The following is a 25077-nucleotide window of genomic DNA, read 5'->3' on the forward strand; positions in this document are numbered from 1 at the left end:
CGGTGCCGCCCGCCCGCCCGCCTGCCTCTTCCAGCACGACACGACCTGCCGCTCCCTCATCGGACGGACGGGCGCCGCGCAACGCGCCCCGGCGCCGCGCGGTGCGGCTTGACAACGCCCGGAGGTTCCGCACTTGCTATCCGTTCAGGGGAGGGCACCGCCCCCTGCGCCCGGCAAGCGATCTCGTGAAGATCCTAGAGCTCCACCTCCTCGCGTTCGGCCCCTTCACGGATCTCCGGCTCGACTTCTCCTCGCCGTCGCCGGGCCTCCACGTCGTCTACGGCCCCAACGAGGCCGGGAAGAGCACCGCGCTCCGGGCGATCCGCGGCCTGCTCTACGGCATCCCGCACATCACGCCCGACGCCCACTTGCACCACAACACCGATCTCCGCGTCGGCGGCCGGCTCGCGGGCAGGGGCGACGCCGCGCTCGCGCTCGTCCGCCGCAAGGGGCGCGTGAAGACGCTCCGCGACCCGGACGACAACCCCCTCGACGACGCCGCGCTCGCGCCGGTGCTCGGCGGCGTGACGGAGGAGCTCTTCCGGACCTCCTTCGGGCTCACCCACGAGACGCTCCGCCAGGGCGCCGAGGCCCTGCTCCAGGGCAAGGGCGACGTCGGTCAGAGCCTGTTCGGCGCGGGGCTCGGCGGGCCGGGGCTGCATCAGCTGCTCGCCACGCTGCGCCAGGAGGCGGACGAGATCTTCACGCCCCAGGCGAGGACCCGCCCCCTCAACGAGGCGATCAAGGCCTTCGAAGCGGCCCGCAACGGGGCCAGGAGCGCCGCTCACCCGCCCGCGGACTGGACGCGCAAGCGGCAGGAGATCGACGAGCAGCGGGCCGAGCAGGAGCGCGTCGACGCGGAGCTGCGCGCGCTCCGGTCGACCGACAAGCGGCTCCGGCGCGCGCTCCGGGTGCTCCCGCTGCTGGAGGCGCGGCGCGCGATCCTCGGCCGGCGCGCCGCCCTCGGCCACGTCGTCCTGCTGCCCGAGAGCGCGCAGCGCGACCGCGAGGACGCCCAGGATCGCGCCGCCGACGCGAGCGCCCAGGCCTCGCGGCTCCGCGCCGACATCGCGGAGCTCGAGGCCCGCCACGCCGCGCTGGAGGTCCCCGCGTCGCTCGCCGACCTCGACGCGGGGGCGATCGACGGCCTCGTGACCCGGCTCGGGAGCCACCGCAAGGCCGCCGTCGACCTGCCGCGCGTCCGGGCGGAGCTCCACGGCGTCGAGGAGGACGCGCGCGCGATCCTCCGCAGGCTCGGGCGGGACGCCTCGCTCGCCGGCGGCGACGACCCCGAGCGGCTGGAGGCGATGCGCGTCGACGTCGCGACCGAGGCGCGCATCAAGAAGCTCGCCCGCGAGCGCGGCGCCGCCGAGGCCAAGCCGCGCGAGGTGGAGCGGCTGCTCTCCGCGCACCGCGCGCGGCGCGACGCCTGCGCGCGCAGGCTGGCCGAGCTGCCGCCGGGCGAGGACCCCGCCCCGCTCCGCGGCGCGCTCTCCCGCGCGCAGAAGCAGGGCGACCTCGAGCACCGCCTCCGCGAGGCCGCCGCCGCCGCGGCGCAGCTCTCCCGCGACGCCGACGCGCAGCGCGATCGGCTCGGCCTCGCGGCAGCGCGGCGGGCGCGCCTCGACGCGGGCGATGCGCCCGGAGGCCGGCCGCTCTCCGCGGCCGAGGCGAGCGCCCTGCCCGTCCCGCTCCCCGAGACGGTCGACCAGGCGGCCGCGCAGTGGGGCGCGCTCGCCCGGGAGCGCGAGCGGCTCGGCGAGCGCGCCGCCGAGATCGAGGCGCGCCTCCGCGAGAGCGCCCGCGAGATCGACGCGCTCCAGCGCGCCGGCGCCGTCCCCACGGAGACCGACCTCGCGGAGGCGCGCGAGCGCCGGGACGCCGCCTTCAAGGCGCTGGTGCGCGCCCTCCAGGCGAAGGCGGGCGCCCGCGCGGCGGCCGCGTCGATCCACACCGCCTCGCTCTTCGACCTCGGCGCGGACGCGCCCGCCTCGCCCGGGGGGCGGCGCAGGCCGTCGCTCGCCGCGCGCGACGATCCGCCGGCCGCCCGGGGGAAGCCCGACGACTACGCCGACCTGGTCCGCGCCGCCGACGCCCTCGCCGATCGGCTGCGCCGCGAGGCCGACCGGGTCGCCCGCCTGGCGCGGCTGCTCGCGGACGAGGCGCGTGCCCAGGCCGACCAGGCGCAGCTCGCCGCGGAGCGCGCCGCGCTGGCGCGCCGGGCCGAGGAGGCCGAGGCCGCGTGGCTCGAGCTGTGGCGGCCCGCGGGCGTCGCCCCGCGCTCCCCCGAGGAGATGCGCGGCTGGCTCGGCCGCTACGCGGCCTTGACCGCCACGGTCGACCGGCTGCGCGCCGCGGAGGCCGAGGCCGCGGCGCTGCGGGCCCGGATGCAGGCGCACGCCGCCGAGCTCCACGCGGCGCTCCAGGGCGCCCGCGCCGCGCCGGGCGCCTCGCGCGGTGACGCGGCCGGCGCGAGCTCGCGCGGCGACGCTGCCGGGGCGCCGGAGGACGCGCCGGCGCGCCTCCCGGCGCTCGTCGAGGCCGCGGAGCAGGAGCTCGCGGCCATCGAGGGCGCGGCCCGCGAGCGCAAGGAGCTCCTGCGGGAGCGCAAGGAGCTCGAGCGCGAGATCGAGGACCTCGAGCGCGAGCAGGCGCAGCACACGCGGGCGCTCGAGGCGTGGCGGGCCGAGTGGGCCGAGGGCGTGCGGCCGCTCGGCCTGCCCGGCGACGCCTCCGCGGACGAGGCCACGGCGATCCTCGACGAGCTCGGCGCGCTGTTCCGCAAGGCGGACAGCGCCGCCCACGAGCGCCGCCGGGTGCGCGGCATGGAGCGCGACGCCCGGACCTTCGGGGCCGACGTCGCGGAGCTCGCGTCCCGGCACGCGCCGGATCTCGCCCCGCTGCCGGCGGATCAGGCCGCCGATCAGCTGATCAAGCGCCACCACAAGGCGCGCGCCGACCTCCGCGAGCGCGGCGAGATCGCGCGGAGCCTGGCCGACAAGCGCCGCGAGCTGGATCAGCAGGACGCGCGCCGCGCGGCCGCCGAGGCGCGCCTCGCCAAGCTCTTCGAGGCGGCGGGCGTCCCGCGCGGCGGTGACGACGCCGACGACGTCGCCGCGCTCTCCCTGGCGGAGGAGCGCTCGCGCGAGGCGCGCCGGCTCGACCGCGAGCTCGTCGAGAACGAGGGCAAGCTCCTCGAGGCGGGCGAGGGCGCGGGCATCGCCGCGCTCGAGCAGGAGACCGCCGGGGTGGAGCGGGACGCGCTCGCGCTCGAGCTCGACCGGGCGGAGGAGCGCCTCTCGGCGCTCGAGGACGAGCGGCGCCGGATCGACAGGGCGCTCGGGAGCCTGGAGCAGGAGCGCGAGCACCTCCGGGCGACGGTGGGCGCCGCGGAGGCCGCCGCGGAGGCGCAGATCTGCCTCTCGCACCTGCGCGGCGAGGTGCGCCGCTACGTGCGGGCGCGCCTCGCCGCGGTGCTGCTCGAGCGCGAGATCGAGCGCTACCGCGAGCGCAACCAGGGCCCGATCCTGGCGCGCGCGAGCGCGCTCTTCCACCGCCTGACGCTGGGCGCCTTCGCCGGCCTCCGGGTGGGGTACGACGAGAGCGAGCAGGCGATCCTCCGCTGCGTCCGCGCGGCGGCGTCCGGCGCGGGGGTCGGCGGGGCAGCGGCCGCGAGGGCGCCCGCGCCGGACGGCGCGGCGGAGCCCGCGAAGGCGCCCGCGGACGCAGCGGTAGAGCCCGCGAACGCGCCGGCGAATGCAGCGGCGGAGCCCGCGAAGGCGCCCGCGGACGCAGCGGCGGAGCCCGCGAGGGCGCCGGTGCAGCGCGAGGTCGACGTGACGGGCCTGAGCGACGGCACGCGCGACCAGCTCTACCTCGCGCTGCGCCTCGCGAGCCTCGAGCACCACGCGCGGACGGGCGAGCCGATGCCGCTCATCCTGGACGACATCCTGATCCACTTCGACGACGACCGCGCCCGGGCTGCCCTCGCGGTGCTCGGCGAGCTCGCGGGGACGACGCAGGTGCTGTTCTTCACGCACCACGCGCGGCTCTGCGAGCTCGCGCGCGAGGCGGTGCCGGCCGACGTGCTCCGCGAGCACCGCCTGCGGTAGCAAGGCCGGTCACCGCGATGGGCTATCCTGGGCGGGATGACGGTCCAGGAGCTCCACGTCGCGGGATACCGCTCGATCCGCGAGCTGACCCTCCCCCTCGCGCAGGTCAACGTCATCGTCGGACCGAACGGCGTCGGCAAGACCAACCTCTATCGCACCATGGTGCTGCTCGGCTCCGCGGCGAGCGGGACCTTTGCGCGCACGCTGGCCGAGGAGGGGGGGATGCCCTCGGTGCTCTGGGCCGGCCAGCGCAGCAAAGGCCCGGTGCGGATGACGCTGCGGGTGCGGCTGGATCAGCTCGTCTACGAGCTCCAGTGCGGGCTGACGCCGCCGCCGGGAGGGCCGTTCGAGCTGGACCCGGACATCAAGGAAGAGAACCTCTGGCTGCTCGACAAGCGCCGCCGCCTGCCGATGCTGGAGCGGGCCGCGGGCTCGGCCTTCGCGCGCGACGCGGACGGCCACCGCGTGACCTTTCCCTTCTCGCTCTGGGGCTCGGAGTCGGTGCTGGCGCAGGTGGTGGAGCCGCACCGCTTTCCGTTGCTCTCGGTGGTGCGGCAACAGCTGATGAACTTCCGGTTCTATCACCACTTCCGCACCGACTCCGGCGCGCCGTTGCGGGTCGAGCAGGTCGGGGTGCGGACGCCTGTGCTCAGCACCGATGGCCACGATCTGGCCGCGGCGCTGGCGACGATCCTCGATATCGGCGACAGGGTCGCCTTGAAGGACGCCGTCTCCAGCGCGTTCCCTGGCGCGTCCCTCGAGGTCTCCTCGACGCAGGGGCGGTTCCGCGTCGAGCTCCGGTTGCCAGGGATGTCGCGGCCGCTCGACGCCCGCGAGTTCTCGGACGGCACGGCGCGCTATCTCTGCCTCCTGGCGGCGCTGCTGAGCCCGAGGCCTCCGCTGCTGATGGCGCTGAACGAGCCGGAGACGAGCCTGCATCCGGATCTGCTCGGGCCCCTCGGGGATCTCCTTGTGCACGCGGCATCCCGGAGCCAGCTGTGGATCACGACGCACTCCCGCCCGCTGGCGGAGCGGATCCGGAAGGCGACGCCCTGCCGGCTCATCGAGCTTGGCAAGGAGGGTGGAGAGACGGTGCTGGCGAGCGGCGCGGCGGAGGACGAATGACGTCCGCCATCAACGACAGAGGTCTCCTCGTGTTCATTCGATGATCCATCGAAGCACGGGACCGGCGACGACGACGAAGGCCACCTGGCCCGGAAGCACAGGACTCTCCCCGCCGAGCCACTGCACATGGGCGCTCGTCGACCAGCCCAGCGGCCCTGCGAAGTACGAGTTGACCTGCGCATGCCCGCCTATCGCCACCCCGGCGACGCGCCCGCACAAGGCGGCGCCGCACGACGGCATGTCGAAGAGCCCGACCGATGGCCCCAGACTGAAATTGCCTTCGTCCCACGCAACGCCGACGTCGAGTGACGTCTGATTGTAGACACCGAGCCCGCCGTGCTGGGGCCCCAGGTGGATGGTGCACAGGTCGTGGACCGTGAACACGAAGTCTCGCTCGAAGCGCCACGATATCGCCGCTTGTGGACCCACCGAGGGGCGATAATCGTCGCCGATCTCAATCCACCCGATGCTCGCACCGGCGCTGATCTCGGGAGCTCCTGCGCGCGCCGGTGCGGCGAGGAGCGGGAGGACGACCACGACCGCCCATGGGATCTTCTGCCAGCTTCTCGTGCCCATGGTACCTCCCCTTTCCCCAGCGGACGAGCGACGCGACGACGCGAGCCGTCCTACTGATGGTGAAATTGGACGTCAACCGGGATTCCCGCGGTGAACGCCCACGGTTCAGGGCGTGATCCGGGAAGCGCCGGCGTCGCCGTCTCCGAGGTGGCCGCCGGCGATACGCTCACTCCGGACACGGCCCGGCGCACCCCTCACCGCCGCAGTCGACGCCGGCCTCGTCGCCGTTCTTCACGCCGTCCGTGCAGGTGGGCGCCTCGCAGGCGCCGGCCCAGCACACGCCGCTCTTGCAGTCCGCGCCGGTCTGGCAGCCCCGGCCCGGCTCGCAGCGCGGGCAATACAGCTTGCCGCAGTCGACGCCGGACTCGCGGCCGTTCTTCACCCCGTCGCTGCAGGTCGGGATCATGCAGCTCTCGTTCGTGCACACGCCGCTCATGCAGTCCGTGGCCGCGCGGCAGCGGTCCCCCGCCTGGCACGGCCGGCACGGGCCACCGCAGTTGAAGCCGGTCTCTCCGAGGCCGACGTCTTGCTCGTCGTTCTCGCAGTGCCCCGGAACGCACCGGACGCCATCACACGCGAGCCCGCCGGGACAGCGCAGAGACGCGTCGGTGTCGACACACTGCACGCAGGCGCCTTCATGGCACCGCCCCTCGCCCGAGGCGGGGCACGTGACTTCGTTCAAGAGGAGGTGCTGCGGCTCATCGACCGCGCAGAAGTCGAGGGTGCACTGGTTGCCATCATCGTAGATGTCCTGGGCCGCCGCGCTGACCACGCGGCCGTCGGCTGTACACTCCTCGATCTTGCAGTCGCCGCGGAGCTGCGACTCGAGCGCGCCCTTGTGGATCTCCAACGCGCACGCGCCGTCCACGCACCGCCCCGCGCCGCACCGCGGGTCCGGCGGGCCAGGGCACTCCGCGTCGCTCTCGCAGCCGCCGGGCGGCACCCCGGGGCACTCCGCGCCGCTCTCACAGCCGCCGGGCGGCACGGGCACCCCGGAGCACCTCTCGGTGCCCTCCTCGGTGCCCTCCGCGCACTCGTCGCAGGTGAGGCACTCCTTGAAACACTCCGAGCCCTGCTCGCCGCGCGAGCCCTCCTCGCCGCGCGCGCAGCAGATGACCTTGCCCGGGTCGCCGCACACGCAGCGCTCATCGACGCAGACCGTGCCCGGCACGTACTGGTGGTCCGACTCGCAGTCATCCGTGACCGCGCAGTCTCCGCCCATATAGGGCACGTCACCACATGCGAAGAACGTCGCTGGGCCGATGAGAAGAATGGAACCAACAAACCAAGGCGCGATGGGCCTACCCATGCTCCAGTCCTCCGGCACGAGGCTGAGGCGCGGCACCCTGGCGGCCCCAATCCGCCGGGGTGTCGTTTGCCTGTCATCCGAGGCGCGCACTATGCCGCGTCGGGCCCGCGGCCGTCACGCAAGTTTTCGCCAGAATGCGCCGCTGGCGAGGCAGCCTTCCCGCAGGGCAGGCGCGCTGTCGAAGGGAGGAAAAACGGTGCTCGTCAACGGAAAGCCGGTGACGGACGCCGTGTTCTCCGCCGGGCCGCGAGGAGGGGACGTCCGTGGCCGTGCGCCCCTGCTCACCGGGTCGCGTCGCGTCGCGCCGGGACGCTTCGCCTCCGGCTCACGAGGCGAACAGCCAGGCGATGCTCGCCGCGCCGGCCAGGAACAGCGCCGCCGTGAAGATCAGGATCGCCGTCCGGTCGGGGCGGTACTCCCCGCGATCGATGGCGCGAGCGACGCGCAGGTAACGCATCGCGGCCCACGCGATGAGCGCCATCCCGAGCACGACCATCCCCGCGCCGACGCCCACGACCTCGCGCAGCAACGACCGCGGCCCTCCCGGCGCGGCCGGCGGCCCCGCCTCCAGGAAGTAGAGGCTGACCCGGTTGAGCGTGATGCCGAAGCCGAGCAGCGCGATCGCCGTGCGCACGTAGGCGAGGTGCGTCCGCTCGTTGGCCAGGTGCTCCCTCGCGTAGGCCTCCGTGCGCTTCACGCTCTCCTCGCCCGGCATGCTGGCTCGCCCTCCTCGTCGCGCGGCGCCCGCTTCAGCGTCGGCCGTACCGATCGTCGAACCACGGGTACGCCGTGTTCGAGTAGCCGCGGACCTCCCAGAACCCCGGCTGATCGGCCGCGGTGAACGTGATCCGCCGGATCCACTTCGCGCCCTTCCAGGAGTAGAGCTGCGGCGTGATCATCCGCACCGGGCCCCCGTGCTCGCGCGGCAGCGGCTTGCCCTCCCAGGTGTGGACGAGCAGCACGTCGGGCAGCATGGCCTCCTCGAGCGGCAGGTTCGTCGTGTAGGGGGTCTGCGTGCCGGGCGCGATGTCGCTCGCCTCGATCAGCACGAAGCGCGCGTCCGCGAGCGGGCGCGCGCGCTCCGCGAGGGCGGCGAACCGGACGCCGATCCAGTGGTTGTCCAGGCGGCTCCAGGTGGTCACGCAGTGGAAGTCGGACACGTCGAGCGTCTGCGGCAGCGCCATGAACTCTTCCCAGGAGTAGGTCCGCGGCGCCTCGCAGAGCCCGTCGATCTCGAGCTGCCAGCGGTCGGTCGGGATGTCCGGGGTATCGCCGAGATCGAGCACCGGCCAGCTCGTCACCTCGCGCTGCCCGACCGGCAGCCTCGGCATCCCGTGCCGGTTCGGCGGCCCGCTGCCCATCGGCGCGAGCCCGTCGAAGGCGCCCTTGCCGCGCGCCGCCTGCCGCGCGGCGAACGCCTGCTTGCGCTCGATCAACGACCTCGCCCGCCGCCCCGCGTCGTCCCCCATGACGTGACCATGGCGAGAGCTCTGGACGCCTGCAAGAGCGAGCTCATCCGACCTTGCGGCCCGAGAGCTCCACGGAGGCGGCATCCACCGACACCGACGTCGGCGGGCCGAACTTCTTGACCTGAACGGTCACGAGGAGGGCCGGCGTGTCGTCGAGCACGCGCTCGATGATGCGCTCGGCGAGCGTCTCGAGCAGCTTGTACGACGCGCTCGTGCCCGATTCGACGACGAGGCTCGCGAGCCTGTCGTAATCGAAGACGCGCGCGCGCGTGTCCGCTCGAGGCAACAGCGAGACCGGGAGCTCCACCTCCAGGCACACGACGAAATCCTGGGGCAGGTCGCGCTCGGCGCGAGACACGCCGTGCTTGGCGCGAAAGCGGATGCCGTCAAGGCGGATCCGGTACGTCTGGATCGCGGACTCCATCGGCGCCCCCTAGCACGCCTTCCGGCCGGCTTCCGCCGCAAGAATGCCAGGCAGCAGGCTCGCCCGCTCGCCGCGGCCCTCCCGGCGCGCGGCGGCCGTCTCGGCGGCGCGGGCGGCCTTCCCGGCGCGACCGCCCCCGAGGCGCGCGGCTCCTCCGCGCCACGTGCGTCAGAGGAGAGGCCGCTTGAAGCACACGGCTTCGATCTTCGCGGTCATCTCGCTGCGCAGGAACTGCACCGGCTCCCAGCCTTCCTGCCCGAACCGCTTGAGGACCGGGTTCCATCCGGACGTGGTGGTCACCTCGATCACCTGACTGTCGCTGACGCGCGCGGTCTCCACGTCCACGCATCGAATCTCCCACCGGGGCGGATCGGTCCCCGCCTGCACCGGCGGCACCAGGAAGCGCGGCGCGACGTACGACGCGGAGCAACCGAAAAGAAATGCGACGGCGATGGCTGTCCCGGAGCTGAGCTTCGGCATGAGCGGTCCTTTCCTGCGGGGTCGACTCGCGAAGGCGTATCGACGCTTCGTGCGCCACGTCAACTGGGAACGGCGCGCGCGCCGGCGCGGAGCGCGCCGGCCCCTCGGCCGTCACCGGCGCGCGTCCGGGGCGTCCAGCCACGTCCGCTGGAACCGCTTCCCCTTCCTCCGCGTACTCATCCAGGGGCACAACCTCGCCTCGAAGGAGCGGCGCCGATGATGCTCGCTGGACACCTCGATGATCCGTTGGAGGACGCGCTCCTCGCCCGCGCGGGACGGGCGCGCGACGCCGAGGTCGAAGCGCACCTCGGCGCCTGCAGCGACTGCGCGCGCCGGCTCGCCGACGCGGAGGCCGCCGTCGCGGCCGTCGCCCTGGCGCTGCCGCCGGTCCCGGCGGAGGGCCGCCTGCGCGCGCGGCTCTTCGCCTCGGTGGATCGCCTGGAGCGGTTCACCCCGATGGCGCCGCGCCTCGCCGCCCTCACCGACGTCGCGCCGGACGACGCCCGGCGCGCCCTCCACGCGCTGTCCGAGCCGGAGACGATGAACGCCGTGCTGCCGGGCATGCGCGTCCTGCCGCTCGCGACCGGCCCGCGCCGAGCGACCACGAGCGCGATCCTCGTCTGCCTCGAGCCGGGCGGGAGCATCCCGCGCCACCGTCACCTGGGCGACGAGCGCATCCTCGTCTTCGAGGGCGCCTTCGCCGTGGACGACGGGCGCGTCGTCCGCGCCGGGGAGGAGCTCCACAGCCCCGCCGGCTCGATCCACGCCATCCCGACCGTCGTCGGCGACGCGCCGTGCCTGTGCGCGATCGTCGGCGAGGGCGGCATCGAGGTGGCGCTTTGATCGCCGCGAGCACCGGGCCCGCGCCCGCTCACGAGGCGCCGCCGGCTCACGTCGCGGCCCCGTCCGCGCCGGGCAGCGACGAGGAGCTCGTCGCCCGCATCGCCGGCGGCGACCGGGAGGCCCTCGCCGCCCTCTACGACCGGTACGCGCCCGCGCTCCTCGCGCTCGCCCAGCGGGTGCTCGGGAGCCCCGCCGAAGCCGAGGATCTCGTCCACGACTGCTGCCTGGAGGTCTGGCGAAAGGCCCACACCTACGAGCCGCTCCGCGGGTCGGCCCGCACCTGGCTCATGATGCGGCTGCGCAGCCGCGCGCTCGATCGGCTCCGATCGGCGAGGCAGCTCCGCCTGGTCGCGGACGGCGAGGAGAACGACGCCCCGGCCGACCTCGGCGGCCCCGACCCGGCGCTCGGCTCCGACTGCGCCCGCGTGAGGCGCGTCGTGGCAGCGCTCCAGGAGGACCAGCGCACGGTGCTCGAGCTCGCCTATTTCGAGGGGCTCTCCCTCGTGGAGATCGGCGAGCGCCTCGCGGTGCCGGTGGGCACCGTCAAATCCCGCCTCTCGCGCGCGCTGGAAAAGCTGCGCGCCACGCTCCAGGAGCCGCCGCGCGCTGACATCTTCCCCAGCTCCGCTGCACGCCTACCCTAGGGGCGGTCACCCGCACAGGAGACGGGTCCAGATCGGCGTTTTCGGCGCGGAAGCGCACTCCAGTGCGCTGAGCACCGAAAACGTCGAGATGGGCCCGTATCCGCAGCGGGTGACCGCCCCTAGCGTTTACGCGCGAGCGCCTCGCGGTCCTTGACGATGAGGCGCCGCCCCGCCGCGTCGAGCACCCCCTCCTTCCGGAACGCCCCGAGCGTCAGCGTCACCGTCTCGCGCGTCGACCCGATCACCTGGGCGATCTCCGCGTGCGTGATCGGCGCCGAGATCAGCGTCCCGCGCGGCGTCGGCACGCCCCACCGCTCCGCCGCGTGCAGGAGGAACTCGGCGAGGCGCCCTCCCACGTTCTTGAAGAGCATCGACTCGATCCGGTCCTCGGTCTCCCGCTGCCGCGCGACGAGCAGCGCGAACACCGCGCCACCGAGCCCCGGGTGCTGGGCGCAGAGCTCGCGGACGAGCGCGAGCGGCACCCGGACCACCTCGGCCTCATCCATGGCGATCGCCCGCTCCGTCCGCGTCTCCAGCCCGCCGAGACACGACTCGCCGAGCACGTCGCCCGTGCCGCGGTAGCTGAGCGGGAACGCCGCCCCCGCCTCGTTGACGCGCTCGACGCGCGCGCGCCCCCGGCCGAGCACCACCAGCGTGTCCGCGGGGGCCCCCTGCTCGAAGATCGCCGCGTCGGACGCCACCACCTCGAGCACCGCGGCGTCCGTGACCGCCTCCCGCACCTCGCGATCCACCTGCGCGAACAGCGAGCAGAGCCGGAAGGCGCGCGCCACCCGAGCCTTCACGGGATCCGTGGGCTGGCGGCCAGCATCCTGCGCGTACTGGGAATCCAGATCGCTCACGGTAGGGAACAAAAGAGTAATCCATCCCGCGTGGGTTGACACACAGGAATCCCCTGCGACCGAGGCCCGGCGCAGGGCGAACGGAGCGCAGCGCTCAGCGTCCGTCGCGGTCGAGCTGCACGACGATGTCCCGGTCGAGCGCGCTGTCCGCCGCGCGGGCGAACTGCTGGAACTTCGTATAGGCATCGGGCTGCACGCGGCCCGCGGGCAGCTCGAGGAAGCGATCGAGGACCAGCGCGCCCCCGTCCATGCGATCGTTCACACGCACGGCGCGCCCCTCGTCGTCCGCCTTCGACGGAGCGAGCTTCGTGATCACGCGCGCGCCCGCGGGGAGCTTGACGCGGAGCCGCACCTCCGAGCGCGTCGCGATCTGCTCCGACAGGTAGAGCGGCGTCTCGCGGACCGGCAGGCTGGCGAGGCTGGCCACGCGCACGCCGAAGGGCGGCGTGATGACCAGCTCCCCACCCTGCGCGCGCGCGAAGCTCGCGGCGGCGATCTTCATTTTCAGCGTGAGCGGCCGATCGATCTCGCCCAGCTCCTTGATCTCGATCGTCTGGAGCCGCGCCCCCGGCACCATCTGCGGCAGGAGGCGCGACTCGACGGCGTCCCTGAGCTGGGCGTCGGGGAGCGACTCCAGCGCCGAGCGCAGCGCGATCGCGAGCTTGCCCTCGTAGCGCTGCTCGATCGTCAGCGAGGCCGAGCCGTCCCTCGCCACCTCGGCGACGCCCTCCGTGACCACGCCGTCGTGCGCGCCGGACGAGGGCGTCACCTCGCGCGGCGTCCCCGGCTTCAGCACGATCGCCGGCTGCCCGCGGAGGGAGCTCGGCAGGTAGCCGTACGGCGCGAACTTGTCGCGCACGAACATCCAGCGGACCGCGCCAGCGCCGGGCTTGTCCCCGGTGTCGAGGCGGACGGCGAGCGCGTTGAACGTCTCGGCCTCGCTCATGGGCCCGCGCGGCGGCGCGGTGAGCCGGTCGCTCACGACGCCGTAGCCGGCGTCGATGCCGACCAGGCGGCACAGGTAGAGGAACGCCTCGGTCCGGTTGCCGCTCTTGCCGATGACGACGCGGCGGCCGTCGTCCTCGCGCCCCGGCTCCACGTTGGCGAGCACCCACCGGTAGATCCGGCGCGCCTGCTCGTCCTTCGACGGCGCCGCTCCGCCGCCCTCGCCGCGCGCGTCCTGCGCGGCGCCGGCGGCCTTCCCCTGCTCGCCGCCGCCCGCGGCGAGCGGCGTGCGCGCGATCGCCCGCGCGATGCGCACGAGCCGCGGATCGCGCGGCGTCTCGTCGGCGGCCGCGTCGACCATGCGCGCGATCGTGCTGTCCAGGCGGATGCCCCAGCCGATGCGGATGTTCGGAAGGAACTCCGAGATCGGCGCGCTCGCCGGCTCCTCCGGGAGCGCGGGGCTCTTGTCGACCCGGTAGCGGCGGGTGACGAGCGCGCCGGACTCGACGATCTCGGGCGCCGGGACGGGGCCGGAGGCCTCCACGTCGAGCGGCCGGCTCTTCGGCGACACGACGATGAACTCGCTCCGCCAGTAGGGGACCTTCTCCTCGCGGAAGAACCAGCGCGGGCCCTGGAACGTGAGGCCCCCCTGCCCGTCGCCGCGCAGCACGAACAGGTTCTCCACCTCGATGTAGTCGCCCACCTCGAGGTGGGGCATCGTCACGGTCGGCTTGTCCTGGATGAACTCCGGCTCGTGGATCGACCCGTCGCGCTTGACCGTGCGGAGCTTGAGCACGAGCCCCTCGGGCATGCGCTGCTCGGCGTGCTCCTGGATGGCCTCCCGCGACTGGATCCGGATGATCTCGTGCTGGAGCATCCGCGCCGAGCCGTCCTCGTGGACCCACATGGCCGCATAGTCGAGCACGCGCGCAGCCGTGCCCGGCATGACCTCGCCCGAGGCCTCGTGCTCGGCGATCACCTTCTTCGAGTCGAGCCGGTACGGGCTGAGCTCCGTCGTGCCGTCGAGCAGCTCGATCGCGTCGCGCAGGCCCGAGGTGTCGGCGCCGGTGCGGATCGCCTCGATGAGCGCCTTCTGGAGCGCGTCGCGCTCGCCACGCGCGAAGCGCGCGTCCGCGAGCGCGAGGCGCGCGTCCGCGTCGTCCGGCGACTTCGCGAGCGCGCGCTCGAGCTGCTCGAACGACTCGGCGCGCTTGCCGGCGCGGGTCAGGAGATCGGCGATGCGCGCGGCGATGTCCTTGCGGTCCTTGCGGGCGGAGCCGAGGCGCTGGAGCTCCTTGATCGCCGCCGCGTAGTCGCGGCGATCGATCGCCCTCTCCAGCTCGATCTCCGCGTCGGGATCGAGCTCCCGGATGCGCGCGGCGAGGGCGTCGGCCTGCGCGATGTGCCCGTCGCCGTCGTGGATCCGGAGGAGGGCGCCCAGCACCTCGATGTCGTCCGGGAAGCGCGCGGCGGCCTCCTTCACGGTGCGGACGTGCTCGACGCGCCAGCCGAGGCGCGAGTACATCCCGGCGAGCGTCTTCAGGAGGTCGGGCACCTCCCGGAAGCGGTCGGCGAGGGCCTCGATCGTGCGGGTCATCTCGGACAGGCCGACCTTGTCGGCCTCCTCGAGCGCGAGCCAGAGGCGGGGGTACCAGAGCTCCGGGTCCTTCTCCGCGGCGCGCGCGCGCACGTCCTTCACGAGGTCTTGCCCGTCGGACGCCGGGAAGATCGGGTCCTTCTCGAGGAAGACCGCCTGGGCCGCGAGCGCGGGGCCGGTGGCGCGCGCAGGATCGGCCACGAGCGGCTCGATCAGCACGGCGCTCACGTCGTCCTGGCCCTCGAGGTGCGCGATGGTCGCCGCGAGGTACCGGGCGATCGGATCGCCCACGTCGCGCTCGGCGGGGGGCGCGCCGCGCAGCCCGAGCGCGCGCGCCACCTTCGGAGCGGGCTGCGGCGGCACGCCGAGCGCCGTGAGGAACGGCTCGATGGGGTTGGGATCCGGCAGGACCTCGGGCGCGACGAGCGAATAGGGCGGCGTCGGATCGGCGGACGTGGCCACGCCGAGGGGCGTGCCGTCGGGCGCGAGCAGACGGATGGAGGTGTCGCGCCCCCCGACGCGGGCGAGGATGCGGTGCCGGCCGGGGCCGAGGCGCAGGCGGGCGCCGAAGCGGGGCCAGATCCCCCACTGCTTCGTGTCGCGCGTCAGCACCTCGACGTCGTCGACGAGGATGGCGTAGGCCCCCTGGACGGCGATGAGCATCTCGCGCTCGGCGGGCAGGTCGATGAAGGTCTCGACGTAGAAGATGCCTCCCCTGGCCCCGCCCTCGCCGGGCCCCTCCGGCGCGACGGCCGAGAGCTGGCAGCCGCGGCGCTCGGCGCCGAGCACGCGCGGCGGGCCTCTGCGGTGGGGATCGCGCGGGAACACGGGCGGCCAGGGGCCGGCGCGCTCCGCCTCGTAGTGGACGCGGTGGTCGCTCGCGGCCAGGTGGCCGAACGGGCCGGCGAAGCGGGCGTTCTCGATGCACCCGTAGCGGCGCGCCGCGTGGTCGATGAGCGGCACGGCGGGCGCCGCGCGGCTGACGTCGCCGGCGTCGCCGGCGTCGTCGGCGGTCCCGGCGGCGCCGCCCGGGCGCGCCGCGGCGGACTCGTCGGGCAGCCCGTCGAGGCTCCACCACTCGACGAGCTCTCCGCGCGCGCGCCAGCCCAGCTTGCCCGGGTGGTCGATGGCGCGCAGGACGACCTCGCGGGACTTCTTCCAGAGGCCCGCGACGCTGGAGCGCAGGCCGAGCAGGCGGTTCGCGGCGAACCAGCCCACGAGCGGGGCGTCGGGGTGCGCGCTCACCCGGGCCGCGTCCAGCGCATCGAGGTAGGCCGCCGCCGCGCGCGCGTTGCGGCCGTGCCCCTCGTCGTCGATCGCGCGCCCGAGCGACGCGAGCATCGATTTCGCGCCGATCCCCTCGAGGCGCTTGCGCGCCTCCCTGGCGCCGGCAGGCGTGCCGCCCGGGACCAGGAGCTCTCCGAGGAGCCAGCGGCCGACGACCTCGCCGTCGGCCGAATGCGCGCCGGCGTCGCGGAGCGAGGCGATGGGGTCTTTCGCGCCGGACGCGGTGACCGCGCCGCAGGCGCCGAGCGCGAGGGCCAGGGCGGCGGCGCCGGCGAGCCGGGCGAGCGTGGAGAGGGGGCGAGGAGCGCGCATCGGCCCGGTCCTTAGCGCGAGCGACCGCGTGCGCACAGAGACGCCGCGCGGCGCAGCGCTCCTGACCCGCCCGGCCCGTGAGCGCCCCGCCCGGCCCGCCGTCGCCGCCCGACCCGCGGCATGCGGTCTCCACGGCGTGTGGCCCGCGGCTCCAGGGGCATCGTCAAGGAGCGCCGTCGCCCCTAGAGGACGACGCGCCACGAGATCGTGCGCGACAACGTGGACGGCCCCATGGGCCGATGCTGATCTTGATTATCATTTGCATCATTGCTATGTGAAGCGGCGAACTCATGGAAGACGACCTTGCGGTAGAGCTCGGCTCGCTCGCGCACCGCGGCGCCGCCCCGCTGTCTTGATCGGGGAGCGCGCTCTTTCGAACCACCTCGCCGCGATGCTTTCGCACCGACAAGGATGAACGACATGGTACCCGGTTACACAGAAGAGACGGTGCTTGAGGTCCACCACTGGACGGACAAGCTCTTTACGCTCAAGACCACCCGCTCGCCGAGCTTCCGCTTCGCGAACGGGCAGTTCTGCATGATGGGGCTCCTGGTCGCGGGCAAGCCGCTCGTCCGCGCGTACTCCCTCGCGAGCGCAAACCACGAGGAGACGCTCGAGTTCTTCTCGATCAAGGTGCCGAACGGCCCGCTGACCTCGCGGCTGCAGCACATCGCCGTCGGCGAGACCATCCTCGTCGGCAAGCGCGCGACGGGCACGCTCACGATCGGCAACCTGCGGCCGGGCCGGACCCTGTGGCTCCTGGCGACCGGCACCGGCCTCGCGCCGTTCCTCAGCGTCGTCAAGGACCCCGAGACGTACGAGCGCTTCGAGCGCGTGGTCATCACGCACACGTGCCGCCGCGTGCAGGACCTCGCCTATGCGCGCTACCTCGAGCACGAGCTCGCGGCGGACGAGCTGCTCGGCGAGATCGTGCGGCCCAAGCTCCGCTACTACCCGTCCGTCACCCGCGAGGCGTTCAAGACCGAGGGCCGGATCACGGCGCTCATCGAGTCCGGCCGCATCTTCGCCGATCTGGCGCTGCCCGCGCTCGACCCCGCGCACGACCGGCTGATGCTCTGCGGCAGCTCGGAGATGCTCGCCGACACCGCCGCGCTCCTGGAGTCGCGCGGCTTCGAGGAGGGCAACAGCGGCGAGCCGGGCGACTACCTCGTGGAGAAGGCCTTCGCGGGCGAGAAGCGCTCCCCGCTCGCCAGCGCGTCGCCGGCCGAGAGCACGAACGTGTCCGGCCCGGCGTGACGTCGCGCGCCGCGCGTCGGGCTGCGCCCGGGACCCCGCGTCGGCGTCACGGCTGACGCGCGGGTCGATGCGGCGCGCACGCCGCGCAGTCGGATCTGGACCGGGGCCACCGCCCGCCTCGGTCCAGACCGCGGCTCACACAATCGCTTCGACAGCGCTGGCGACCTGCTGGAGGAGCACGGTCTGCTCGATCACCTCGGGCGGCACGCCGACATCGTCGCGCACGACGGCCACATCCCCGCGCGCGCCAGCCACGTCCTCGCGCACTACCGCCACGTCCTCGTCCTCGCGCGCCACCGCCACGTCCTCGCGGGCTACCGCCACGTCCTCGCGGGCTACCGCCACGTCGTCCCGCTCCGCCGCCCGGCGCAGCGCCGCGATCTCCGCCTGCGCGGCGACGAGCGCCTGCTCGAGCTCCTCGTGGAGCGCCGGCGGAGAGCCGGCCGTGTCGCGCGCCTCGGTCAGCTCGCGCTCGAGCTGCGCGATCTTCCATCCCGCGGCGCGCAGATCGGCCTCGCTCGCGGCGGCGCTCCGCGCCAGCGCGTCGAGCTGCTGCCGCAGCGCCTCCACCGCGCCGCCCGGCCCGCCCGGCCCCCCGAGCGCTCCGCCCTGCCCGCCGTCCGCCGCCTGGCCCGGCCCGCCGTCGTCGGCCGGCGCCGACGCGAAGACCGTCCCGAGCTCGTCGACGAGCTCCTTGCCCACCCGCTCGCTCTCGCGCAGCTGCGCCATGAGCGACGCGATGACGTGGCCCCGGTCGCGCAGCGCCTCCTCGAGGCCCGCGATCTCCGCGGCCGCCGCCTCGCCTGCGTCGCGCTTCTCGAGCTCCGACGCCCGCTGCTCCAGCGCGACGACGGTCTGCTCGAGCTCCACGATCCGCGCCTCGAGCAGCAGCCTGCGCGCGTCGAGGGCGCTCCGCTGGTCCTCCAGCGCGCGGCTCTCGCGCTCGTTCCGGTCGGCCCGCTCCTTCTGCCGGTCGCGGTCGCGCGCGAGCTCGGCGCGGGCGGCCTCCAGCTCCTCGACCCTCCCCCCCGCGCGCCGCGCCTCCTCCAGCGCGCGCTCGCTCTCCTGCGCGCGCCTGCGCGCCGTGTCTCGCTCCGACGTGAGCTTCGAGAGCTCCCGCCGCGCCCCCGCGGCGGCGGCCTCGAGCTCCTCCACGCGCGCCGCGAGCGCCGGGTCGGGCGCCGCCACGGCGGGCCGCGCCTCGAGCTCGGCGATCCGGGCGCGCGCGGCCTCGAGGTCGGCGGTCACGGCGTCGAGGCGGTCGCGGGCGCCGGCGATCTCCGGCTTGTTGCGGATCATGCCGAGCTCGAGCTCGACCTTGGTCCGCACCCGCTTCTCGTCGTCGAGCTGCTTGGTGAGCCGGGTCGCGCGATCGCGCTGGCTGCGGAGCTCCTCCTCCATGTCGCGGATCTGGTGCGACAGGCGCTCGGCCCGGACGTGGGCGTCGCCCGCCCTGGCCTCGACGTCGCGGAGGCGCGCCGCCCTGGCATCGAGCTCCGCCTCCGCCTCGGCGAGGCGCGCGGCCGTGGCGACCGCGCTCTCGGCGCGGACCCCGGCGTCCTCGCGATCGCGCTGGTGCCGGGTGCGCAGCTCCGCGAGCTCGCCCCCGAGCCGCTGGGCGCGGCCCTCGGCCTCGGTGAGCGCCTCGGGCGACGCGCCGGCGCTCGCGCCCGGGAAGTCGGCGAACGGCAGCTCGATCACGGCGAACGCGTCGAGCCTGGGCAGGCGCTCGCCGGCCACGGCGATGAACCACTCGGGCTCCTCGGACGCGTCGAGGATCGACGTGTCCACGCTGACCTCGGGCTCGCCCTTCGGCGCGAACTCCGCGACCGTGTAGCCGACGAACGGCGCCTGGCCGACCATCCGCACCTGCTTGAACTGGAGCGCCACGAGGTCGTAGAGCGCGTAGTAGCCGGGCGCCGCGCCGCGGCGCGCGCCCGCGGGGAGCAGGCCCCGCGCGGCCTCCGGGTTCGGCGACGCGATGACGGCGACGCCGCTCGCGGCGGTGAGGCGTCGGGCGCGCCGGACGACCTCGGCGGGATCGCCGAAGAGCGAGAGATCGGGGATGACGAGGGTGTCGAAGGCGCCGTCGCGCACGCCGAGGTCGCCTTCGAACACGGCGACGTTCGGGTGCGGCTGCCGGGTGGGCGCCGTCCGCGCGAGCTTCTCGGCGACGCGCGCGGCGTCCGGGTCGTAGGCATGGACGAGGCGGGCTCCGCGCTGGAGCAGCCGGTCGGCGAGGCCGATGGTGGCGTCACCCACCACCGCGACCCGCCGGCCGCGCACGAGCGGCTCGAGGTAGGCGCTCAGCACCAGGGCGGGATGGAGCGCGGCGGGGGCGGCGTGCCGCGGCGAGCCTGCGGCGGCGAGGGAGGACTCCTTCGTCATGGTTCCGTCCTCTTACGGCTCTGGGGGCCCGGAGTCCACAAAGCGCAGTGCAGAGTTGCAAGGCGGCGCTCACCGCGCTGGGCGCCGCCGGGCGCCGCCCGCGCGCGCCGGTCCGACGCCTTCGTGCCGGCCCCACGATCCGCGCATCCACGCCGTCAGCGTGGTGAGCCGCCTCACCCATGACGCTTCGCGTCTGCGCCGCAGGTTCCTGGGCCTCTCCGTCGCTCCCGCCGTCATCTCCACGACACCGGCGGCTCGCCCTCCCTCCTTCGAGATCGCGCGGTCCTTCGGCTGCGCTCGGTCAGAGGATCACGGTCTCGCAGCCGAGGAGGATCTGGATCTTCGCGATGGAAGCGCCCCTGGCGGCCTCGCAGGTAGCGGGGCACAGCACGAGGGCCGCGGGAGAGGCCGGGTCGTCGTAGCGCCAGCCCGGGCCGTCGCAGCCGGGGCGCTGCGGCAAGATCTCCTGCGATGCGCCGTCGAGCCCGAAGAGGACGTTGACGTCGTCGAACGCGACCTGTCCGCCGGCCACCTGGGAAGGGACCTCGAACTCGCACGGGAGCGCCTGCCCCGTGACCTTCGCGAGCGCGTCCTGGAACTCGACGGCGATGTTGGTCGCCCCGACGAGGACGGCGGCGTCGGTGCCTCCCGCGGCCGCCACCTGGTTGGCGAAGCTCTGGTTCACGCCCGGGAGCCCGATCACGAAGGTGCGCACGGGGGTGCCGTAGCGCGCGCCCGCCGCCGCGAGATCCGCGATGGCGTCCGGGTCTTCCGGGTTCACCCCGGCGCACTGGGCCGCCGGCCCCTGGGGCTGCCCATCGGTGACGAGCAGCACCGCCGAGGCCTCGCCGGGGTGGTTCTTCGCCACGTCGATGCCCTGGAGCAACGCGCCGCCCAGCGCCGGATAGACGGGCGTGCTCGCTCCGTTCGGCGACTCGGCCTCGATGGCCGCGACGATGGCGCCCGCGTTGTCGGGGAGCGGACCGAACGGGACCAGCGGCTCCCCGTACGCCTCGTGGTCGCAGGCCGGCACGTCGTCCGCCACCCGCGGAAAGAAGCGCAGCGCCACGCGCACGCCGGCGAACCTCGCGCTGTTGACGAACGCCGTCAGGCCGGCCTTCGCGCTTGTCCACTTGTCGCCCGCCATCGAGGACGACTTGTCCATCATGATGTAGAGATTGAGCGGGACCGCGATCGCCTCCTCGGTGACAAGGCCACACGCGGCGTCCGGATCCAGGGCTTCGACAGGCGCGTCGGTCGACAGCCCGCCATCCGGATCAAAGGTCCCGCCCGAGCCAGCTCCGTCCGAAGAGAAAGAGGACGAGACAAGGCCAGCTCCTGAGTCCGGTGCACACGCGCCATGGAGCCCCATGGCCACGGCGAGCCCAACCATGGAAGCGAGCGAGGTGGGGTGGAGCGATTCGAGGCGCATGGGATGAACAGAGGACGGCGAGGACGGCGCGGAAGCGGGAAGGTACGCAGACACAGAGTACCGGAGACGGTGACAGGCGCGAGGGGCGAATCGCGGAATCGTGAGCTGGCACGCGCCGGCGCAGCACATAACGGCGCGGGCGGACGCGCTGTTGATGCCAGCCGCAATGTGGCACACAGCCCCATGATGATTGGGAACGAGCAAGACAAAGTCTTTTCGAGAAGCGCGCGAAGGTGCAGAATTAAGCATGCGCGCACAATTCTTCCTCGAGACGACATCTCTGCTCGCATTGCTCTCGGCGATCGGCTGCGCGGAGAGCAGCTCGATCGACGGCCCCATCGGTCCGGTCGCGGGCACGGGAGGCGGCTCGGGCGCGGGCGGCGAGTCCTCCGCGAGCAGCAGCACCACGACAGCGTCATCGAGCAGCGCCGCCGCCACGAGCGGCTCGGGCGGGAGTGAGGGCAGCTCGGGTGGGGGTGAGGGCGGGTCGGGTGGAGAGGGGGGCAGCGAAGAGGCGGGCGGCGGCGGCGGCGGGGGCACGGATCGATGCGCGCTGGGGTGCTTGCCGGGCACACACGACGTGGACGGCAATCCCCTCACGGGGGACGAGTGCGGCTGTGAATACGCGTGTACGCCGACCGCTGCGGGAGAGGCGGGCGAGGATCCGATCGACGCCGAGTTCATCGACGACAACTGCGACGGCGGCGACGGGCTCGTCGAGCAATGCATCTACGTCTCGACGAGCACGGGGGACGACGCAAGCAGCGGGACGCGCGACGCGCCGGTGGAGACGATCGCCAAGGCCATCCAGGTGGCGCAGGAGGGCGCGGTGCCGGCCATCTGCCTGTCGGGCGAGCTGTACCAGGAGGCAATCACGGTCGTGTCCGGCATCAGCATCTACGGTGGGTTCGATCACGCCAACGCTGACTTCAAGTTCCGGAGGACGCCCTCGGTGACCACCACCGTGCGCGCGACAGGCACGGTGTTCCACGCGCCGTCGATCACGCAGCCGACGCACATCGAGGGCCTCTCGATAGAAGCGCTGAGCCCGTCGTCGGCCGGCGCGAGCACCTATGGAGTGCGCCTCGGCGGGGGGACGGCGGATCTCTTCGTGCGGTTCAACCAGATCAACGTGGAGGAGGGCCAGGCCGGCGCCGCGGGGGCGAACGGGGCGGCGCACATGGTGGGGACGGCGACGGCGGGGAATTCGGGAGAGCAGGGCTGCCACAACTGCAGCGGCCGCGGCAATGCCGGCCCGGCGCCCACCTGCGACGAGCCTGGCGGCAAAGGTGGATATGGCGGACATGGCCCGAACACCGGAGCGGCGGGCCATCTGGGCAGCCAGGGCGCGGCGGGCGGCGCGGGGGGCATCGCGTCGAGAAGCTGCTCGACGCGCACCTCGCCAGAACAAAATGGCGCACCGGGCATGGCAGGATCGCAAGGGACGCCGGGAACAGGGGGCGCGAATCTCGGGCGCATCGCCTCGGGCGTCTACCAGCCTGCGAACGGCACCAACGGGCAGCAGGGAACGAACGGCGGCGGCGGCGGCGGCGCGGGCGGCGGCGGCGGCGGCTCGTGCTCGGTATTCCCTGATGATCGCGGCGGTGGCGGCGGCAGCGGCGGATGCGGCGGGCTCGGAGGCCGCAGCGGCCAGGCTGGCCGCGGTGGAGGCGGGAGCTTTGGTATCTTCGCGGCGGCCGGACGGGTGGTCGTCTCCCGCAACGAGATCACGACCGAAAAGGGCGGCAACGGCGGCCGCGGCGGCAACGGAGGAGCGCCGCAGTTCGGAGGGAACGGCGGCCCTGGCGGCCCCGGTCCTGATGACGCCGGCAACGGCGGCGTCGGCGGCAGGGGTGGCAATGGCGGCGACGGCGGCCCGGGCGCGGGCGGGGGCGGTGGCCCGAGCGCCTGCCTGGCGCGAGCCGCGAGCGTCGGCTTCACGTTCGGAGACAACAGCTGCTCGACCGGCGCCCCCGGGTACGGCGGCGCTGGCGGCACGACCCCGAGCGGCGGCGCCGCGGGCGCGGGACAGGACGGTGAGGCGGCCGCGAACCTGCAGATCAACTGATCAGCGCTGCTGAGCTCGAGAAGCCATTTCCCACACGTGTGCTCCGAAGTCGATGGCGCTTGCGCCCCTGGCGGCAAGCACGTTGTCGCCGGCCGTGTCGACGGCGACGTGACCCCTGAAGGCGATCTGGACTCGATCGCTCCCGGAGCAGACGAGCCTGCCAGTCCTCGCTCCAGCGCGCTCCTGGCGGAGCGGCCGTCGCTATCGTGGATACTCGTCCGCCCAGGGCGCCGGCGCCTCCAACGCCGTGGAGGCGCCTCCGCTAGACTGGAGCAAAGCGACAGGCGCCCGTGTCAACGCGTTGCGACGGCACGCCGACCGGCTAGAACGGCTCCCCGGAGCAACGAGCGCTGACGACAGGAGCCCCCATGACCACTGCAATGCAGATGCCCATGATGCCGCAGACGATGTACCCCATGATGTCGACGCCGGAGATGGCCGCTGGCGCATCCATGATGCCCGGCATGATGGGCATGCCCATGATGCCCGGCATGATGGGCATGGGCATGCCGATGATGCCCATGATGCCCGGCATGATGGGCATGAGCATGCCGATGATGCCCGGCATGATGGGCATGGGCATGCCGATGATGGGCATGATGCCCGGCATGATGGGCATGGGCATGCCCATGATGTGCAAGATGTCGTGTGAGATGACCAAGGACGGAATGATCTGCAAGATGATGCCGCCCGAGGGCATGTCGATGGACATGCTGAAGGAGCGCTGCGAGGCCATGACGAAGATGATGTCGGCCGGGATGCCGATGATGATGATGTGCGGCGGGATGCCCATGATGATGTGCACCCCCGCCATGACCAAGTAGCGCGGCCGCAAACCTCCTCGGAGCAGCGGAGCGTCGGCGCTCACCGGCGTCCTCGCGCGGCTCCGCCCTCCCCCGTTCCTCGGCGAGGAGCGCGCCCCGCCTCAGGGCGCCGGCAGCGAATACGTCATCACCAGGTACATCAGCGAGTCGACGTTCGCCGGGTTGCGGTAGACGTGCGGGACATCCGCCTGGAACACGAGCGCGTCGCCCGTCGCGAGCAGAAACCGCTGTCCGTCGACGCTGATTTCAACGGTCCCCTGACAGACCACGATGTTCTCGGTCGTCCCGGGCGGGTGGGGATCGGCATTCTCGACGCCGAGCGGGGCCAGGCAGAGCTCGTAAAACTCGACCGTTCGCGGCGCATCGAACGGGAAGAGCGCGCGCGAGGTGAACTTGCCGTCGTGCGATGTCAGCCGCTTCGCGCGATCCCCGCGCAGCAGCATGGGGCCGCTCGCCGAGCGAGCGCTGACGAGCGCCGAGAACGGCACGCCGAGCGCGCGGGCGATCTTCCAGACGACGTTGATCGTGGGCGCGCTGCGGCCGAGCTCGACCTGGCCGAGCATCGCACGGCTCACGCCGGAGATCTTCGAGAGCCGCTCCAGCGAGAGGCCGCGCCGCGTCCTCAAACGCCGAAGGTTCTCCCCGACGACATGCGTGAGATCCGGCGGCGAGTCGTGGTGAGCGACCTCATAGGTCCACTCCTCCTCCAGCTCCTGCTCCTGCGCGCCGGGCCTGGCCGGCTGCACGTCGAGCGCGACCGGCAGCGCGCCGTTCACCCGGGGAAGGTCGCTGTTCTGTCGGACGGCTCTCATCGGAGGATGGGCGCCACTCTACACGGGATCTCAGGGTCGGCAAACCAACCAAATTCGTCGCTGCGTCATGATGAGTGAGATCAATCATCAGGCAATTTCCGTCACTCCTAGGATATCGCCTGAACCCGATCCGTGACGTCCCTGTCGCATTCACTTCCCCCCTCGGCGCGTTCGCCCTCTCGCGCAGGGTCGCGCCTCCTCCAAGCGCGCTTCGCCGCACGCTCGCTCCCCGCAGGCTCGCTCCCCGCAGGCCTCTTCCCCCCGCAGGCGCCTACCCGCGGACCGCGTCCCCCGGCGCCCCCGCTTCCCCGCC

18 protein-coding genes are annotated in these 25077 nt (G+C 73.6%); 6 read left to right on the forward strand and 12 right to left on the reverse strand.

All coding sequences use genetic code 11. The features are described 5' to 3' along the window. The first annotated feature begins 185 nt into the window (after window positions 1-185). A complete protein-coding gene (locus tag WME95_RS39150; RefSeq protein WP_437904429.1) occupies window positions 186-4112 on the forward strand; it encodes an AAA family ATPase in 3927 nt (1308 codons plus the stop codon). Window positions 4113-4148: 36 nt separating this feature from the next. Further along, window positions 4149-5237, forward strand: coding sequence for an AAA family ATPase (locus WME95_RS39155; RefSeq protein ID WP_437904430.1), 1089 nt, complete (start codon window positions 4149-4151; stop codon window positions 5235-5237). 33 nt (window positions 5238-5270) lie between these two features. On the opposite strand, the gene WME95_RS39160 is transcribed toward WME95_RS39155, so the two are convergent. From WME95_RS39160 to WME95_RS39185, 6 genes are all read right to left on the reverse strand, one after another. Next, a complete protein-coding gene (locus WME95_RS39160; RefSeq protein WP_437904431.1) occupies window positions 5271-5813 on the reverse strand; it encodes a hypothetical protein in 543 nt (180 codons plus the stop codon). Window positions 5814-5979: 166 nt separating this feature from the next. Next, window positions 5980-7035: a hypothetical protein gene (locus tag WME95_RS39165; protein ID WP_437904432.1), complete on the reverse strand. Its 1056-nt coding sequence runs from the start codon at window positions 7033-7035 to the stop codon at window positions 5980-5982. 412 nt (window positions 7036-7447) lie between these two features. Then, window positions 7448-7837, reverse strand: a complete 390-nt coding sequence (locus tag WME95_RS39170) for a YidH family protein (protein WP_437904433.1) — start codon at window positions 7835-7837, stop codon at window positions 7448-7450. Window positions 7838-7871: 34 nt separating this feature from the next. Then, the gene (locus tag WME95_RS39175) at window positions 7872-8591 is read right to left on the reverse strand and encodes a molybdopterin-dependent oxidoreductase (RefSeq protein WP_437904434.1); all 720 of its coding nucleotides are present in this window, start codon (window positions 8589-8591) and stop codon (window positions 7872-7874) included. A 43-nt stretch (window positions 8592-8634) separates the two neighbouring features. Continuing rightward, window positions 8635-9015 (reverse strand): dihydroneopterin aldolase, encoded by a 381-nt coding sequence (locus tag WME95_RS39180; protein ID WP_012239791.1) that lies wholly within the window; start codon window positions 9013-9015, stop codon window positions 8635-8637. 168 nt (window positions 9016-9183) lie between these two features. Next, a complete protein-coding gene (locus tag WME95_RS39185) occupies window positions 9184-9495 on the reverse strand; it encodes a hypothetical protein (RefSeq protein ID WP_012239792.1) in 312 nt (103 codons plus the stop codon). 216 nt (window positions 9496-9711) lie between these two features. Between WME95_RS39185 and WME95_RS39190 the strand changes: the two genes are divergently transcribed. Together WME95_RS39190 and WME95_RS39195 are read left to right on the forward strand one after the other, a co-directional pair. After that, entirely contained in the window at window positions 9712-10338 is a 627-nt protein-coding gene (locus WME95_RS39190; protein ID WP_437904435.1) for a cupin domain-containing protein, read from the forward strand. Beyond that, window positions 10335-10982: a sigma-70 family RNA polymerase sigma factor gene (locus WME95_RS39195; RefSeq protein WP_437904436.1), complete on the forward strand. Its 648-nt coding sequence runs from the start codon at window positions 10335-10337 to the stop codon at window positions 10980-10982. Before WME95_RS39190 ends, WME95_RS39195 begins: the two co-directional genes overlap by 4 nt. Before the next feature lie 119 nt (window positions 10983-11101). On the opposite strand, the gene WME95_RS39200 is transcribed toward WME95_RS39195, so the two are convergent. Both WME95_RS39200 and WME95_RS39205 read right to left on the reverse strand, forming a co-directional pair. Beyond that, window positions 11102-11842, reverse strand: coding sequence for a Crp/Fnr family transcriptional regulator (locus tag WME95_RS39200; protein WP_437545050.1), 741 nt, complete (start codon window positions 11840-11842; stop codon window positions 11102-11104). A 94-nt stretch (window positions 11843-11936) separates the two neighbouring features. Continuing rightward, a complete protein-coding gene (locus tag WME95_RS39205; RefSeq protein WP_437904437.1) occupies window positions 11937-15983 on the reverse strand; it encodes a hypothetical protein in 4047 nt (1348 codons plus the stop codon). A 420-nt stretch (window positions 15984-16403) separates the two neighbouring features. On the opposite strand from WME95_RS39205, the gene WME95_RS39210 reads away from it, so the two are divergent. Next, on the forward strand, window positions 16404-17240 hold the full coding sequence (locus tag WME95_RS39210) for a ferredoxin--NADP reductase (protein WP_437904438.1): 837 nt from the start codon (window positions 16404-16406) through the stop codon (window positions 17238-17240). Window positions 17241-17375: 135 nt separating this feature from the next. On the opposite strand, the gene WME95_RS39215 is transcribed toward WME95_RS39210, so the two are convergent. Together WME95_RS39215 and WME95_RS39220 are read right to left on the reverse strand one after the other, a co-directional pair. Continuing rightward, window positions 17376-19628: a hypothetical protein gene (locus tag WME95_RS39215; protein ID WP_437904439.1), complete on the reverse strand. Its 2253-nt coding sequence runs from the start codon at window positions 19626-19628 to the stop codon at window positions 17376-17378. A 301-nt stretch (window positions 19629-19929) separates the two neighbouring features. Further along, window positions 19930-21060 (reverse strand): vWA domain-containing protein, encoded by a 1131-nt coding sequence (locus WME95_RS39220; RefSeq protein WP_437904440.1) that lies wholly within the window; start codon window positions 21058-21060, stop codon window positions 19930-19932. A gap of 247 nt (window positions 21061-21307) precedes the next feature. On the opposite strand from WME95_RS39220, the gene WME95_RS39225 reads away from it, so the two are divergent. After that, window positions 21308-23128: a PE-PGRS family protein gene (locus WME95_RS39225; protein WP_437904441.1), complete on the forward strand. Its 1821-nt coding sequence runs from the start codon at window positions 21308-21310 to the stop codon at window positions 23126-23128. A gap of 322 nt (window positions 23129-23450) precedes the next feature. On the opposite strand, the gene WME95_RS39230 is transcribed toward WME95_RS39225, so the two are convergent. Together WME95_RS39230 and WME95_RS39235 are read right to left on the reverse strand one after the other, a co-directional pair. Further along, the gene (locus WME95_RS39230; RefSeq protein ID WP_437904442.1) at window positions 23451-23996 is read right to left on the reverse strand and encodes a hypothetical protein; all 546 of its coding nucleotides are present in this window, start codon (window positions 23994-23996) and stop codon (window positions 23451-23453) included. Between the two features lie 57 nt (window positions 23997-24053). Continuing rightward, window positions 24054-24764: a helix-turn-helix domain-containing protein gene (locus tag WME95_RS39235; RefSeq protein ID WP_437545058.1), complete on the reverse strand. Its 711-nt coding sequence runs from the start codon at window positions 24762-24764 to the stop codon at window positions 24054-24056. Window positions 24765-25077 lie beyond the last annotated feature (313 nt).

Source organism: Sorangium sp. So ce327 (assembly GCF_051530205.1).
Taxonomy (GTDB): Bacteria; Myxococcota_A; Polyangia; order Polyangiales; family Polyangiaceae; genus Sorangium; species Sorangium cellulosum_B.